Annotated in this window: 10 protein-coding genes; 4 read left to right on the forward strand and 6 right to left on the reverse strand. The window is 62.5% G+C overall.

What is annotated here, in order from left to right; all coding sequences use genetic code 11:
• Positions 1-45: 45 nt before the first annotated feature.
• The 4 genes from mukB to cmoM all read right to left on the reverse strand — a co-directional run bounded on the left by mukB (position 46) and on the right by cmoM (position 7,349).
• Positions 46-4,473 (reverse strand): chromosome partition protein MukB, encoded by a 4,428-nt coding sequence (mukB, locus tag CK627_RS15755; RefSeq protein ID WP_095592829.1) that lies wholly within the window; start codon positions 4,471-4,473, stop codon positions 46-48.
• Between the two features lie 3 nt (positions 4,474-4,476).
• Entirely contained in the window at positions 4,477-5,196 is a 720-nt protein-coding gene (gene mukE, locus CK627_RS15760; RefSeq protein WP_005300522.1) for a chromosome partition protein MukE, read from the reverse strand.
• Positions 5,177-6,496, reverse strand: coding sequence for a chromosome partition protein MukF (gene mukF / locus CK627_RS15765; RefSeq protein ID WP_005300519.1), 1,320 nt, complete (start codon positions 6,494-6,496; stop codon positions 5,177-5,179). Before mukF ends, mukE begins: the two co-directional genes overlap by 20 nt.
• A 76-nt stretch (positions 6,497-6,572) precedes the next feature.
• The gene (gene cmoM, locus CK627_RS15770) at positions 6,573-7,349 is read right to left on the reverse strand and encodes a tRNA uridine 5-oxyacetic acid(34) methyltransferase CmoM (protein WP_010634083.1); all 777 of its coding nucleotides are present in this window, start codon (positions 7,347-7,349) and stop codon (positions 6,573-6,575) included.
• A gap of 101 nt (positions 7,350-7,450) precedes the next feature.
• Between cmoM and elyC the strand changes: the two genes are divergently transcribed.
• The 4 genes from elyC to CK627_RS15790 all read left to right on the forward strand — a co-directional run bounded on the left by elyC (position 7,451) and on the right by CK627_RS15790 (position 12,670).
• Positions 7,451-8,221: an envelope biogenesis factor ElyC gene (gene elyC, locus CK627_RS15775; RefSeq protein ID WP_042049455.1), complete on the forward strand. Its 771-nt coding sequence runs from the start codon at positions 7,451-7,453 to the stop codon at positions 8,219-8,221.
• A 135-nt stretch (positions 8,222-8,356) separates the two neighbouring features.
• Complete coding sequence (gene tpiA / locus CK627_RS15780) at positions 8,357-9,112, forward strand: triose-phosphate isomerase (protein ID WP_011706224.1); 756 nt, start codon at positions 8,357-8,359, stop codon at positions 9,110-9,112.
• 147 nt (positions 9,113-9,259) lie between these two features.
• Complete coding sequence (pfkA, locus tag CK627_RS15785; protein ID WP_005300508.1) at positions 9,260-10,231, forward strand: 6-phosphofructokinase; 972 nt, start codon at positions 9,260-9,262, stop codon at positions 10,229-10,231.
• A 1,182-nt stretch (positions 10,232-11,413) separates the two neighbouring features.
• The gene (locus CK627_RS15790) at positions 11,414-12,670 is read left to right on the forward strand and encodes a M20 family metallo-hydrolase (RefSeq protein WP_017764583.1); all 1,257 of its coding nucleotides are present in this window, start codon (positions 11,414-11,416) and stop codon (positions 12,668-12,670) included.
• 73 nt (positions 12,671-12,743) lie between these two features.
• Here the strand turns inward: CK627_RS15790 and yjjG are convergent, their stop codons facing one another.
• Positions 12,744-13,424, reverse strand: coding sequence for a pyrimidine 5'-nucleotidase (yjjG, locus tag CK627_RS15795; RefSeq protein WP_017780167.1), 681 nt, complete (start codon positions 13,422-13,424; stop codon positions 12,744-12,746).
• Positions 13,425-13,432: 8 nt separating this feature from the next.
• Complete coding sequence (locus CK627_RS15800) at positions 13,433-14,929, reverse strand: M17 family metallopeptidase (protein WP_095592830.1); 1,497 nt, start codon at positions 14,927-14,929, stop codon at positions 13,433-13,435.
• Between the last annotated feature and the right edge of the window lie 35 nt (positions 14,930-14,964).

Consider the following 14,964-nt stretch of genomic DNA (forward strand, 5'->3'; position numbering starts at 1 on the left):
GGGAGGCCAAGCCTCCCGTTTTCATACCTCGTCCGTCAGCCTCTGTCAGGCGATGAGCTTGTCGTCGGCGAAGCCAAAGCCGCGCAGACCCACCACATGCACGTGTTCGTGCTTGCCCTGCACCTTGCGGATGAGCTTGTAGGTGGTGCCCTTCTCGGGGCTGATGTTCTCCGGCGCCGCGATAAGCAGCTGCATATCCTGCCGCTCGCACAGCTCGAACAGGGTGGCGATGGATTTGCCATCAAGCCGCGCCGCTTCGTCGAGGAACAACAGGCGGCAGGGGGCGATGTCCTTGCCGCGCAGACGGCGGGACTCCTCCTCCCAGCTGATCAGCACCATCAAGAGGATGGCCTGACCGGTACCGATCGCCTCGCCGGTGGAGAGCGCGCCGCTCTCGGCCCGCAGCCAGCCATCGGCCCCGCGCTGCACCTCGATCTCCAGCTCCAGGTAGTTGCGATAGTCGAGCAGCACGTCGCCCATCACCTGATAGCTGCGATCCCCCTGCTCCACTTGCGGGTTGAGGCGCTGGAACAGCTTGGCCATCGCCTCGGAGAAGCTGAGCTCCTTGTCGGCGAACAGATCGTTGTGCATGGCGGTCTGATCGGCAAGCGCCGTCAGCAAACGGGTGTGGGCCTCGCGAATATTGACGTTGAGGCGCACCCCGCGCACCAGACCGAAGGCAATGTTCTGCAGGCCCTGGTTGAGCACCCGGATGCGGTTCTGCTCGCGGCGGATGATGTTGGTGATCTTGGCCGCCACCTCGTGAGAGGAGAGCGACAGATGGGTTTCCCGCTGCTTGAGCTCGTCGGCCAGACGGGCCAGCTCGATCTCCATCTCTTCGATCGCTTCGACCGGATCATCGGAGCGGATGATGTCGTTGCGGATACGATCCTTGAGGTAACGGTAGACCTGCACGTAGAAGGCCACCTTCTGCTCGGTGCTGCGGTTGCCCTCGGAGAGACGCAGCGCATCGCGCAGGGCCTCATCGTGGGCCACCGCCACCCGCAGGGCGCCGAGGGCCTTGTCCGACATGGAGCGCAGCTCGTCGCTGTCAAGGTACGCCAGCTCGCGCTTGTTGAGGCGCTTCTCGACGTCAGTCTCCCGCGCCAGCCGCACCACCCGCGACCAGCTCGCCTTGTGACCCACCAGGGATTTGCGAGCGCCATAGTAATCCTTGCCTTCCAGCTTGAGACGACCGCCGAGAGATTCGATCTCGCGCTTGGTCACCTGCAGCTGGGCCTCGGCGCTGGTGCGACGGGAACGGGTGCGGATCAGCAGCTCTTCAATCTCTTTCTTGTGGGCGCGCGCCTTCTCTTCCATGTCGTCAGAGAGGGTCAGCCCCATGGCCGCCAGCTCCTGCTCGAACTCGGTCAGGGTCTGGCGCTTGGCCTCGACGCTGGAGTTGAGCGCGGTGCGCAGCTGCAGCGCCTCGGTATGGCGCTGGGCAATCTGCTTGTGCTGCTCGCCAGCGGTGCGGGCGGCAAGCTCGGCAGCTTTCAGCTTCTCTTTGAGTCGCTCGCTCATCTCGGAGGCCTTGCCCAGCAGGTCTTGCGCATCCTGATAGGCAAAGTGCGGCAGGCGGGCCACCAGCTGATCGAGGGCGTAGCAACGGCGCTTCTGCTCGGCCAGCAATTCGTTGGCTTCGTCAAACGCCGCCTGTAGGGCAGAGAGATCCTGCGGATCCTGACGCAGCACCTGCACCATGGTTTCCAGCTTCTCGAGCGACTTGCCGTGCTTGGCGATAAAGGCTTCGGCCTGTTTCAACGCTTCCACATCGGCGTGAGCCGCCTCGAGGCGGGCAGCCAGCTCTGTCTCGGCAAACAGGTGGGCAAAGGGCAGCATCCCCTGCACCAGCTGGATATGGCGGGTCAGCTGGGCGGCGGCCGCTTTGGCCTCGGTCAGCTGCTTGTTGCACTCGGCGATGGTCTCTTGCAGCTTGCGCTGCTCGGCCTGTTTGGCCTGCACTTCCGCTTCCGGGTCGGGGCGGAAGGCGATATCCAGATGCTGGCCGATAAAGTCGCGGAAGTGACCGTAGAGGCGGTGGTACTTCTGCTGCTCGAAGGCGGCCTTGGCGTAGCCCTCGATCAGCTCTTCGCGCTCAAGGTCGAGCTGCTCGATCCGCTTTTCCCGGGCGGCGCGGCCAAACAGCGGCAGCTCGGGGTAGCGGGAGAAGCGCACCTGACGCTTGCTGGTGCGCACCAGCACGGCGTCACCCAGCTCGTCGGCCTCCACCAGATCCTCGTCAAAGGAGTCGGGGTTGCCCTGGATGAGATAGATATCTTCCGGGCAATCTTCCAGCTTTTTCAGCCGCTCGATGGCGCCTTCGAGATCGAGCACCACCAGAGCGCTGCGAGCCGGGCCATAGAGTGCGGAGTAGTAAGGGGCATCGTCGATGGAGATGTCGTCGTAGACATCGGAGAGCAGCACGCCCCCCACCTGCTCGGCAATGCGGGCAAGGCGCGGATCTGCCTCGCCAGCCCCCAGCTGCAGGTTGCGAATTTGCAGCTCCAGCGCCTGTTTCTGCGCCGCGATGCGGTTGCTCTCCTGCTCGAACTCGCGCTCCTTGTCGAGCACGCTCTGCATGCCGGAAGAAAGTTCTTCGGCGGTGGCCAAGGCTAAGCCACTCTGCTCGCGCAGCTGCTCGAGCTTTTCGAAGGATTTCAGCCAGCGCGGGGCCAGCTTGGTCAGCTCCGCGATATCACGGCCAAGCTGGGCGCCCTGATGCTCGAGGCTGGCACGGCGCTGATTGACCTCGGCCTGCTGCTCGGCCAGCTCCTCCTGACGGGTACGCTGGGCCTCAAGAAACAACTCCAGCTCGTCTTGGCTGGCGATCAGCTGACCGGAGGCCTGCTGCAGCTCGTCACGCAAGCGCAGCAGCGCCTGCTGGCTTTCGCTCTCTTTCTCGAGGCGAGCCAGCGCGGCGCGCAGCCCCTGCCCCTGGGCGATGCGGGCCTTGTCTTCGATATGACGCTTGAGCAGCGCCTGGGCGGTAGGCCAGGCGGCCTCGCGCGCAGTCTCGGGGGCGATGCTCAAAAGCAGCGCCAGCGCCGCTTCGTGCTCGGCCACAGCCGCCTTGGCCAGCGCCAGCTGTTGCTCGGCTCCCAGCACCCGGCGGGTGAGACTCTGCTCGGCGGCGCGGAACTGGTGCAGGGTGTCGCTCGCCTGTTCGGCGGTCAGCCCCGGCAGCTCGCACTGCTCGCGGGCGTTTTCCAGGGCCTGCACCGCCTGACGGTACTGGATGGCGCGGGTCTGCTGAATATCCAGCGCCTGCTGATAGTCGGCCAGCTGGGTCTTGAGGCTGTCTACCTCGGCCTGGGCCAGCTCCTTGCGCTCCTCCACCTCCAGCAACTGGCTATGGATCTCTTCCACCACCGCCTGCTGCTGTTCTAGTTTGTCAGAGAGATCCGCCAGATCGGCGCGATACATCTCGATCTTTTTTTGCAGTGCCACGGCTGCCAGCACCTTGGCCAGGTGCTCGGCGGCGGACTCCAGCTCGTCGGTCAGCAGTTTCTCGCGGTTGGTGAGCTGCTCCACCTCGTCCGCCAGATAGATGGCACGCTGCTTCTCTTCGGCCAGCAGGCGACGCTTGCCGGCAAGCTCCTGGCGGGCCTTGAGGGCCAGCTCGGAGAGGCGGTTCTTCTCGGCGGCGTTGCGCACGTAATCCGCCGCCACATAGTGGGTGGTCTCGGTGATGAGGTTCTTGAAAAGATCCCGCTGGCCCTGGGTCTCTTTAATAGCCTCAAGGGTGCGGCGGTTCTCATAGATGGCCGCCTCCATGTCCTGGAATGCCTTGCGCACCCCGGAGTTCTCCGGCAGCAGGTATTCGCGCAAGGATCGGCTGATGGACGAAGAGATACCGCCATAGAGGGAGGCCTCGATCAGGCGGTAGAACTTGCCGCGATCCTTCTGATCTCGCAGCTTCTTCGGGGTGATGCCGAACTCGAACATGAAGTTGTGATAGTCGGTCACCGTATTGAACTTGGCGACCTTGATGGCGCCGAGCTCGGCCGCCGCCCCCTTCAGATCGGCGAAGGCACGTACCCGCCCCTTGCCGTCGTCGAGCTTCTCCAGCAGCAGATCGGTGGGCGCCAGATTGTCCGGCACATCCACCAGCGCAAACGGGGTGATGTTGACCTTGTTGTCACGGTTGGCCACCTGCTCCAGGTGCACGCCGACCCAGATCCGCTGCTCACGGCTGTTCATTACCTCCAGCAGCGAATAGCAGTGTCCGCGCTGCAGCTTGCCGTAGAGCCCCTTGTCACGGGAGGCGCTGGATGAGCCCGCCTCCGTGGTGTTGCGGAAGTGAAGCAGGGACTGGTCGGGGATGAGGGCCGCGATAAAGGCCGCCATGGTGGTGGACTTGCCCGCCCCGTTGCCGCCGGAGAGGGTGGTGACCAGCTGGTCAAGATCGAAGGTCCGGGCGAAGAAGCCGTTCCAGTTGACCATGGTCAGGGATTTGAACTTGCCTCGCACCTTTTATACCTCCAGATCCAGTTGTTCTTCATCGAGGTCCGCCTCGATGTCATCAAACAGCGAGTCGCTGCTCGGCATTTCGTCGTCGTGGAAGATGGCCTCCCCCTCCTGGATCATCCGCAGCTGCACGGCGCGCGGATCCTCATCGGAGCGCACGTCCGCGGCGAAGCGGAACACCGACTCGTTGACCCGGAATTTGTCGCTGTTGCCAAGGGCGGTGATCATGCCAAGGCGGCGCAGGCGGCGCATGGAGGTACGGATCTTCTCCAGCAGTTTCTTCTTGTCCAGATCGGTGCCACCGGAGCGGCTGTTGACCATCCGCAGCAGCTGCTTCTCGTCGGCCAGGCTCAACACCTCCTCCTGCAGTTCGCCCATGGCGAACACCCCTTCCGAGGCGAGGCGATCCGGGCTCAGGTAGAGGTAGCAGAGTACCTTGCCCACCAGCATGTCGAGCTCGGAAAGCACGGTGGTGCCGATGTCGGCGCTCGGGCGCGGGCGCAGGTAGAAGAAGCCTTCCGGCGCCTTGATGAGTTCGACCTGATAGCGGCCGTAGAAGATCTCCAGCTCCTGGTGATACTCCACCAGCGCCGAGTGCTGCTCGAATTCGTCGGCACTGATGTGGCGACCGGAGCGCAGGGCGGTGTCGATGCGCGGAAACAAGGGGTTGGCAATCGCCTCTGCGAGCCGCAGCGGCAAGGGAAATTCAGTATTGATCAATGACATAGGCCTGAACCTTGGATCCAGCTTGGTTAATGGGTTTCCATGCGGGCTGACGATGCAGCTGGTGCTCGCCGCTGGCATGGCCCAGGCGCACGGCCTGGTCGATCAAAAGACGCGCCACGTCGAAGTGAGCATGGGCCGGGTAGTCCAGCAGGTATTCGCGCAGCACGTCGGCGAGATCCAGCTGCTGACCCTGCTCGGGGTAGCGGGCCAGGTAGCGCTCGATGCGTTCGGCCAGCTCCTGGTTGATGTCTACCATCTCCATGTATTCCATCTCGAGGGGCACCTCGCCGGTCACCTCCTCGTCGTGGATGGCGATGGTCTCGTCGCGCAGCTCCAGCAGGCGGGGCTCTTCGGCCACCCGCAGCTGCCAATTGTGCTGATCGAAGTTGCGGATGGACTCGCGCAGCCGCTGACTGAAGGCGCGGTTCTTGTCCATGTCGATGGCGTTGCGGATGAACTTGTGGACGTGCCTGTCGTAGCGGGCCCACAGCTCGATACACTGCTGGCCCCAACTGGTGATGACATCAAGGCGCCCCTGCAGGGCGTGGGTCAGCTCCTCGACGTGGAACAGATCCTCGCGCCCCTGCGCCGCTTCCTGAATGTTGAGCAGCCCCGCCTGCAGGCGGTGGCCGGCGGCGTCCAGGGTATCCTGCAGCTCGCGCAGGGTCTGGCCGGTCTCGTGCAGCAGTTTTTCGCAGCTGTGGATGGCATCGACCCAGTTCTGGGTCAGCAGGGCCGCGATCTCGCTTTTGACCTGATTCTGCTGCTCATCCATGGCGCGCTGGGTGAGATCGATGCGTCCCAGCGTCTCTTCCAGGGAGAAGGTGAGGCGCGGCAGCACCTCGGCATCCCACTGCTCGCGGGTATTGGTCTCGAGCGCCGCCTTGCGGGCGGTGTCGAGCTCGGCCGCAAGGTGCTCGAGCAGGATGGAGAGCTTGATGGAGTCCACCTGGCGCTGATCCATGAAGAAGTCGACGATGCTCATGCCAAGACGCGACAGGCGATAGAGGCTCTCCCCCGCCACCATGTCGGTGTTGAAACGCGACAGCAGCTGCTGGCGAATGAGATCGTTGATGGCGTTGTTGGCGCGACCGGTGAGGGTCTCGTCCATCTGGCCGAAGGCGTTGCTGACGTAGCCGAAGGCATCGTGCAGGGCCGCTTCCGACAGGTCCGACTCATCTTCGGACAGAGTCTTGATTGCAATCAGAAAGGCCAGCCGGTCGGTGGGCAGGCTCAACGCCAGCCCCTCCTGCCTGACCCATCCCACCATCTCTGGCAGGGTACGGGATGTACTCATCATGACGTTGTCATCTCGTTGTTGTATTGGGCGCAAAGCCTTGCGCGCGGCTACATCCGGTAGCATCGAAAAAGGGGGCTCAACCGGCGGGTTTCTGCGCCATCACGTGGATATAGCGCCCCAGGGAGATAAACGGCTCCTGCCGGCAATATTGCTGCTCCATGGCCAGCAGATCGTCGAACTTCTCCAGCTGATCCTGCTTGTGGCGCATGTAATCGTGGATCACCCGCACCCCGGTCTTGCCGATTATCTTGAGCCCGCCCCGGCCAATCCAGTCATACACCTGCTCCGGCAGCTGGGGATTGGTGGGGGTCAGCGCCGTCTGCCGCTTCTTGCGAAGACCTAGGCGCACATAATCGAAATTGCCCACCACCAGGCTCTGGAACAGCAGGCCGTGGCGGTTGTAGAAAAGCAGCGACAGTATGCCCCCGGCATTGACGAAAGGGAACAGACCGAGCAAGGTCTGGCGCGGCTCGGCGAGCCACTCCAGCACCGCGTGACAGAGCACCAGATCGAAGGTGCCGGTCACATGTGCTTTAAGATCCTGAATGGGACAATGGATGAGACGGATTCTGTCTTCCAGCCCCTTCTCGGCGATTTGGCTGCGGGCCAGCGCCAGCATCTCGGCGGAGAGATCGCACAGCTCCACCTGATGGCCCATGGCCGCCAGCTTCTGGGCAAAGTAGCCAAACCCGCCGCCCGCATCCAGGATGCGCAGAGGCCGGTTGCCAAGGCGGGCCAGGCAGGCTTCGATGTCGCTCCAGACCACTGTGGTGCGGATGCGCCCCTTGGTGGAGTCATAAATGTTGCGGGCGAACTTGTCGGCCCGCCCGTCGAAACTCTGATCGTGCTTCAAGGAGAAACTCAACTATTGCGCCACAGGGTTGTGGCCATCCCAAAAAAGAGAGGTATTCTGTCACATCCCGAATTTGCTGAAAACTCAAGGAACTCTCTGCCGTGTTTGTGCTTAAAAAGTGGCTGGGTCAGCTGCTGATGCCGCTCCCCTTCTCCGTCACCCTGCTGTTGCTGGCGCTGCTGCTGCTCTGGTTCACCCGTTTTCAGAAAACCGGCAAGCTGCTGGCGACCCTGGCCCTGCTCATCGTCGCCCTGATGGGGATGCGGCCGGTGAGCTACCAGCTGGCCCGCCCGCTGGAGCAGACCTTCCCCCCCTTCGAGGTGAGCCAGCATCCGGACATCGAGGCCATCGTCGTGCTTGGCAACGGCCATGTGAGCGACCCGGCCGTCCCTGAGCGCAGCTGGCAGAACAACATCGCCTTGGCCCGCACTCTGGAGGGGGTACGGCTGGCCCAGGCTTATCCGCAGGCGGAGCTCATCTTCTCGGGCTATGTGTCGGGGGATCCTCTCTCGAACGCCGAGGTCAACGCCCGCATGGCGGCAAGCCTCGGCATCCCGCGCTCGCGGATGACGTTGTTTGAAAACAACAAAGACACCCACGACGAGGCGGTCAGCATCAGCCAGCATCTCAAGGGCAAGCGGGTGGCGCTGGTGAGCTCGGCCACCCACCTGCCGCGGGCCATGGCGCTCTATCAGGGTCAGGGACTCAATGCCGTGCCGGCCCCCACCGACTACACCGCCAAGCAGAGTCAGGTGGTGCAACCCCTCTACAGCTACCTGCCCAAGGGGCGCTATCTGATGTATTCCGAGGCTGCCATTCACGAATGGATTGGGGTATGGTGGGCCCGTCTGCGGGGTCAGGTCACCGATTGAGCGATCGAGCCTTTCATTCCTGATTTGGATCAGGAAAGCGAAAAAAAATTACGTCATTTGCCGCCGGGTCAGCTATCTTGGGCTCGGTTCAATTCATATAATGTCGCGCAATCAAATGCCTAGGAGATATAGAAGATGAGACAGCACCTGGTAATGGGTAACTGGAAACTGAACGGCACCAAGGCTTCCGTCGAAGCTCTGATCAAAGGACTGACCCCGGCGGCTGCCGCTCATCCTTCTGTACAAGTCGCCGTCTGCCCGCCGGTTATCTTTTTGGGTCTGGTTGAGCAGCTGACCGCCGGCAGCAAGATTGCCTACGGTGCCCAGAACGCCGACGTTCACGAGTCTGGCGCCTTCACCGGCGAGAACGCTCCGTCCATGCTCAAAGCCTTCGGTTGCACCTACTCCCTGGTCGGCCACAGCGAGCGTCGTACCCTGCACGCAGAGACCGACGATGTGGTTGCTGCCAAGTACGAAGCCATCCAGAAAGGCGGCCTGATCCCCGTGCTGTGCATCGGTGAGACTCTGGCCCAGTTCGAAGCCGGCACCACCAACTCCGTGGTCGAAACCCAGCTCAAAGCCGTGATCGATCGTTGCGGTATCGCCTCCTTCGAGAACGCCGTCGTGGCTTACGAGCCGGTATGGGCCATCGGCACCGGCAAGACCGCTACCCCGGAAATCGCACAGGCCGTGCACGCTCACATTCGCCAGTACCTGGCCGGGTTTGATGCCGCCGTGGCTGCCAAGGTACAGATCCTGTACGGAGGCTCCGTGACCGGTGCTACCGCTGCCGACCTGTTCGGTCAGCCGGACATCGACGGCGGCCTGGTGGGCGGTGCGTCCCTGAAAGTGGACGACTTCTCCCAGATCATCGCTGGCGCGGCCAAGTAATCGGCTGCCATGGAGGGGGCGCTTGCCCCCTCCTGCGTATCGCTTTTCCTATGGCAGCCAGCGCATCCCATATGAAAGCCGATATAGTAAAAGTGGCTTGTCTCATTTAACCCTTTCGTATTCGACAACTCAGATCCAGAGGCACTCATGACCAAACAAATCAAACGTATTGGTGTTTTGACCAGTGGTGGCGACGCACCGGGTATGAACGCAGCCATTCGCGCCGTGGTGCGCGCCGGCCTGCATCATGGCCTGGAAGTCTACGGCATCTATGATGGCTACCTCGGTCTGCACCAGGACCGTATCGTCAAGCTGGAGCGCCACAGTGTCTCCGACGTGGTCAACCGTGGCGGTACCTTCCTCGGCTCCGCCCGTTTCCCGGCCTTCAAAGATCCGAAAGTGCGCGCCGAAGCGATCGAAAACCTGAAAAAACACGGCATCGACGCCCTGGTGGTGATCGGCGGTGACGGCTCCTACATGGGTGCCAAGAAGCTGACCGAAGAGGGTTTCCCCTGCATCGGCCTGCCGGGCACCATCGACAACGACATCGCCGGTACCGACTTCACCATCGGCTTTGACACCGCCCTCAACGTGGTGGTGGATGCCATCGACCGTCTGCGCGACACCTGCAGCTCCCACCACCGCATCTCCGTGGTCGAGATCATGGGCCGCCACTGCGGCGACCTGGCCATGTCTGCCGCCGTCGCCGGCGGTGCCGAGTACGTGATCGTGCCGGAAGTGGCCTTCGACAAAGAGAAGCTGCTGCAACAGATCAAGGAAGGGGAAGCCAAAGGCAAGCGCCACGCCATCATCACCATCTGTGAGCATGTCACCGACGTGAACGCCCTGGCCAAGGATATCGAAGCCATGACAGGTCGCGAAACCCGCGCCACCATCCTGGGCCACATCCAGCGCGGTGGCTCCCCGACCGCCCGCGATCGCATCATGTCCAGCCGCATGGGTGCCTTCGCCGTCGAACAGCTGCTGGCCGGTCAGGGTGGTCGCTGCGTCGGTATTCAGGGCAACGAGATGGTGCACCACGACATCATCGACTGCATCGAGAACCTGAAGCGTCCGTTCAACCAGGAGCTCTACGATCTCTCCACCACCCTGTTCTAAGCCCCGCTTGTTCAGGCTGTTGTGACAAAAAACCCTCCGCTGGAGGGTTTTTTATTGGCGCGGGCCACCTGCCGGCACGCCCGCTCCCATTCCACCCTCTGGCCATGTCTGCCGTTATCCCCGCCCATGGCTCCCTGCCTTCCCCTCGCCTCTTCAGGCAGCCCGGTCAGGGCGATGCAGCCAGCAAGCCTCCCCACCTGCCATTGGCTCGCAGCGAAACACTGCACAGGGCCATCGCGACCTGTGCAGTCAGCTCACCCTCCTTGTCATCAAGTGGTCATGTACCTGCCATCAGCAGCCCCCATCGAGCCGCCAACATGCCGTGAAAAGAGTCGAACAGGGTCGGTTCAATGGTTGCACGACTCTCATCAACCGCAGGATTTCTGCAAATTTGCGAGCGTGCCGCCGCCAGAAGGTGGCGTCACGACAGGGAAAAATCCCCGGTGCACGACAAGAAATGCTGGGGGTAGGGAAAATGGTGCTGACAGCAGTCCAAACCATGCCAGACTCACCCCATCGCCAGCAAAACTGTCTGCTTTTGCCGACAAAATTTTAAAAAACCAAAAAAGCCTCATATAAGACCCTGCATAAAACGCAACAAGAATAAAAATAACACATTGATTTTATTAAACAAAAACACCATCAAATCCTGGTGAATGCCCAACACCCATCTCGAAGCTGATAAAACAGCCTTAGATTTATAAAAATGACGCTTTCGAGCGCTACGCGACAACTATGGCCACATAAACACACTTTACTATTGTTTTACTGCGCAATTGTGGTATCTTGGTTCCATCATCAGTCAGCCAAGGGAGACAATAATATGAAAGAGTTTGTGGTTACTGCCGTTTTCACCGTGTTTTTCACTCTGGTTGCCGTCTCTCTGCCGTCGCTGTCACAGCTTTGAGCCGGTTGGTTGCCCACTTCGTGATCCGCATGGGCAACGACAGGCACCAGTGCGCTGGTTAATTCACCGCATTCAGTCATTTTTGGTCGTTTCATCGAAAATGAGTGCAGACAAGGTGGTTAGCACCAGTCGGTGTATATAAACAGAGCTGTCGTGCCACGGCAGCGTAAACAGGGGGAGCCAGTGGCTCCCCCTGTTGCATTTGTGTCTGCGGGATTTACTCTTGCCCCCCTGCCCGTCACAATATCCGCTGGATTCGCCATGCAGGAATTACCATGACACAGGATGCGCTAAGCCATTGGCGTCGTGATCTTCATCGTCTGCCCGAAGCGGCCTGGTGTGAATTTCGTACCAGCTCCCTCATCGCTCACCACCTCAATGAACTCGGTTTCTCCATCATGCTGGGTGACAAGCTGCTGGCCAGCAATCTCATCATGGGACGCAACATCGACGTGCAGGCCCAGAAGGAGCGAGCCCTGCGCCAGGGCGCCCATCCGGACTGGCTGGGCCGGATCGAAGAGATAACGGGGGTGATGGGACTGTGGGACAGCGGCCGACCTGGCCCGACCCTGGCCTTTCGCTTCGACATCGACGCGGTGGAGGTCGAGGAGAGCCAGGATGAGCTGCATCCCCCCAGCCAGGAAGGTTGGCACTCGCGCAACCCCGGCTGGATGCACGCCTGTGCCCATGACGGCCATACCGCCATCGGGCTGGTGCTGGCCGAGCGCATCGCCGCCCTCGCCGATCGACTGAACGGCCGTATCAAGCTGTTCTTCCAGCCCGCTGAAGAGGGGTGTCGCGGCGGCAAGGCGCTGGCCGCCGGTGGCCAGCTCGACGACGTGGATGCCCTGCTGGCGCTGCACATCGGCATTCACGCCAACAGCGGCGAGCTGGTGGTCAATCCCACCGAGTTTCTCTGCTCCACCAAGTTCGACGTGGAGTTCATGGGGCGCGCCGCCCACGCGGGGCTCGAGCCCAACGCCGGCAGCAATGCGCTGGCGGCGGCCTGCATGGCCACTACCGCCATGCTCGGCATCGCCCGCCACCGCGACGGCATGACCCGCATCAACGTGGGCCAGCTCCATGCGGGCAGTGGCCGCAATGTGATCCCGGGCCATGCCCTGCTGCAGGGAGAGACCCGGGGCGCCACACCGGCCCTCAACGACTACATGTTCAGCCAGGTGCAGCAGATGGTGGAAGGGGCCGCCATGATGCAGGGTGCCACCTACCTCATTCGCAAGCAGGGCGAGGCCATCGGCATCGACAACAGCCCGACCCTGCTTGAGGAGATCATCCCGCTCGCTCAGGCGCTCAAGCTGGAGACCATTCACACCCGCCGCTTCGGCGCCAGCGAGGATGCCGGTTTTCTCATCGAGCGGGTGCAACGTAACGGCGGCCAGGCGGCCTACCTGATCCTGGGGGCCAATCTGGCGGCACCCCACCATCACCCGGAGTTCGACTTCGACGAAGCCGTGCTGGCGCCCGGCGTGGCCCTGCTGGAGTCCTGGTTGCTGGCCCGCCTCGGCCGCTAGCAAGAGCCGGAGACAAACAAGGCAGCCCGTGGGCTGCCTTGTTTTTTTCACTTCCCCTGCGCAGCAGAAGTTCCTATTCGCCCAGCACGATGGCCGAGAGGTGGGTGAAGTGGTGGATCTCGTGGGTCGCCTCGCTCGGACCATCCTGACGGGCCGGGTTGTACCAGCAGGTCGCCAGCCCCTGGGCCGCGGCGCCGGCAATATCGGTCTTGGGGTTGTCCCCCACCATCAGCACCCGCGCCGGACTCGGCTGACCCATCAGTGCCAGCGCGTGCTGGAAGATGGCCGGCGCCGGCTTGGTCACCTGCACCTCGTCCGAGATCACCAGCGGCTCGAACCAGGCCTGCCAGCCCAGCTTGTCTAGGCGCCCGCGCTGGGGCAGGCTGAAACCGTTGGTGATGATCCCCATCTTCACCTTGCTCTTCAGCGCCTGCAGAGTCTCCTCCACCCCCTCCAGCGGCACGCTCAAGGCGATGATCTGCTGCAGGAAGGTGTCGTTCATCGCCATCGGCGCTACGTCCACCTGCTCGGCAAAGAGGGAGAAACGGGTCTGTTGCAGGTGGACGGCATCGATCTCGCCGGAGTTGTACTGCTGCCAGAGCCGGTGGTTGAGGGCGTGGTACTCCGCCATCTTGGGCGGAGTCGGCGTCACGCCGTAAATGTGCAGTGTCTGCTCCAGCGCCTGAGCGACCGGGAAATCGACCAGGGTTTCATCCAGATCGAACAACACCCAGTCATAACTTGGTTCTTTCACGGGATCCCTTACTGTTCTGGTTGATCAAGTTCATTGCGCCGCCCCAGCGGGCCGGCCAGCAGTTCCAGCGTCAATCTGACCCCGAAACCAGTCACCTCGCTGCTGACTACGCCATTGCCGCCCTTGTTGCGAAAACCACTCAAGTCGAGGTGAAGCCAGGGGGTCTGGGCAGGCACGAAACGGCTGAGGAAACGGGCCGCATCGATGTGATCCGGCGAGGCGCCGGGCGCACACTGTAACAGATCGGCCCACTCGCTATCGAGGTTGTCGTCGTAATCCTCATCCAGCGGGAAGGGCCAGACTCGCTCACCGCTGCGCTGACCCAGGCTGATAAGCTCGCTCAGCCACTGGGGCCGGTTGGTGAAGGCGCCACTGTAGCGGCTGCCGAGCGCCCGCTTGCAGGCCCCGGTCAGGGTGGCGTAGTCGATCAGCAGATCCGGGTTGTCCTGCACCGCCATGCTGAGGGTGTCGGCCAGCACCATGCGTCCCTCGGCATCGGTATCCACCACCTCGATGGTGGTGCCATTGAGGGCGGTCACCACCTCCCCCGGCCGGTAGGCGAGCGGCCCTATGTGGTTCTCGGCGATGGCGAGCCAGCAGTGCACCTCGTAGGGCAGCCTGGCCCGGCTGATGGCGTGAAGCGTGCCCAGCGCCACCGCGCTGCCCCCCATGTCCAGATGCATGCCGTACATGCTGCCGGAAACCTTGAGGTTGTAGCCGCCCGAGTCGTGACAGATCCCCTTGCCCACCAGGGCCACTCGCCGCACCGCATTGGGTGGGCAATAGCTCAGCTTGACCATGGCGGCCTGGTTGTCTTCCGAGCCGCGCGCCACCGCGATGAAGGCACCGGCCCCCTGCTCGGCCAGCTGGGCCTGATCGTACTCATGCCACTGCCACCCCTCGCTCTGGGCCAGCTGACGTACCCATTCGCGGTAGCTGCGGGCGGTCAGATCGGAAGCGGGCGACACCGCCAGATGGCGGGCGATGCCGTTGCCCTCGGCCTCGGCATAGATCCGCGCCAGATCCAGCACGCAATTGGGAGAGACCGCGATCTGCTGGTAGCGCCAGGGATCTTCGCTGCGATGCTTGTGGCTTGGCAGCGGCACGTTGGCCGCCAGCAGGGTGGCCAGCGCCAGTTCGGCCAGGAGAGTGGTATCGGCCTCGTCAAACCCCTCCAGATGCAGCCCCAGTCGCTCAATCTTGAGCCCGGCCAGCGGCGCAACCCAGCTGCGCACCTGCTTGTAGAGGGCATGATCGCGCGCGGGACGGGCCGGCAGGAAGACCAGCAGTTGCAGGGTATTGTGCAGCACCAGGCTGTAGGGGGCTTTCTGCCCCAGCGCGATCTGGGCGCTGACGGCGGCAAGCTCGGGCAGGGCCAGCAGGCTCTCGCGCCGCTCTTCGGCGCAGATCAGCAAGTTGGCGGCCAGGCCATTGGTGAGGACGGCAGCAAGGCTGGCGTCGTGAATGTCGATCTGCGGCGGCAGATAGGTAAATGGTTGCATCATCGGGCAAGGCCCTCATCCATGAAGAGATACCAGAG

Source organism: Aeromonas dhakensis, assembly GCF_002285935.1.
GTDB lineage: Bacteria > Pseudomonadota > Gammaproteobacteria > Enterobacterales > Aeromonadaceae > Aeromonas > Aeromonas dhakensis.

Coding starts and splice junctions, on each gene's coding strand:
- mukE (WP_005300522.1), bottom strand. CDS start 5,196: ATGTCATTGATCAATACTGAATTTCCCTTGCCGCTGCGGCTCGCAGAG.
- mukF (WP_005300519.1), bottom strand. CDS start 6,496: ATGATGAGTACATCCCGTACCCTGCCAGAGATGGTGGGATGGGTCAGG.
- tpiA (WP_011706224.1), top strand. CDS start 8,357: ATGAGACAGCACCTGGTAATGGGTAACTGGAAACTGAACGGCACCAAG.
- pfkA (WP_005300508.1), top strand. CDS start 9,260: ATGACCAAACAAATCAAACGTATTGGTGTTTTGACCAGTGGTGGCGAC.
- CK627_RS15790 (WP_017764583.1), top strand. CDS start 11,414: ATGACACAGGATGCGCTAAGCCATTGGCGTCGTGATCTTCATCGTCTG.
- CK627_RS15800 (WP_095592830.1), bottom strand. CDS start 14,929: ATGATGCAACCATTTACCTATCTGCCGCCGCAGATCGACATTCACGAC.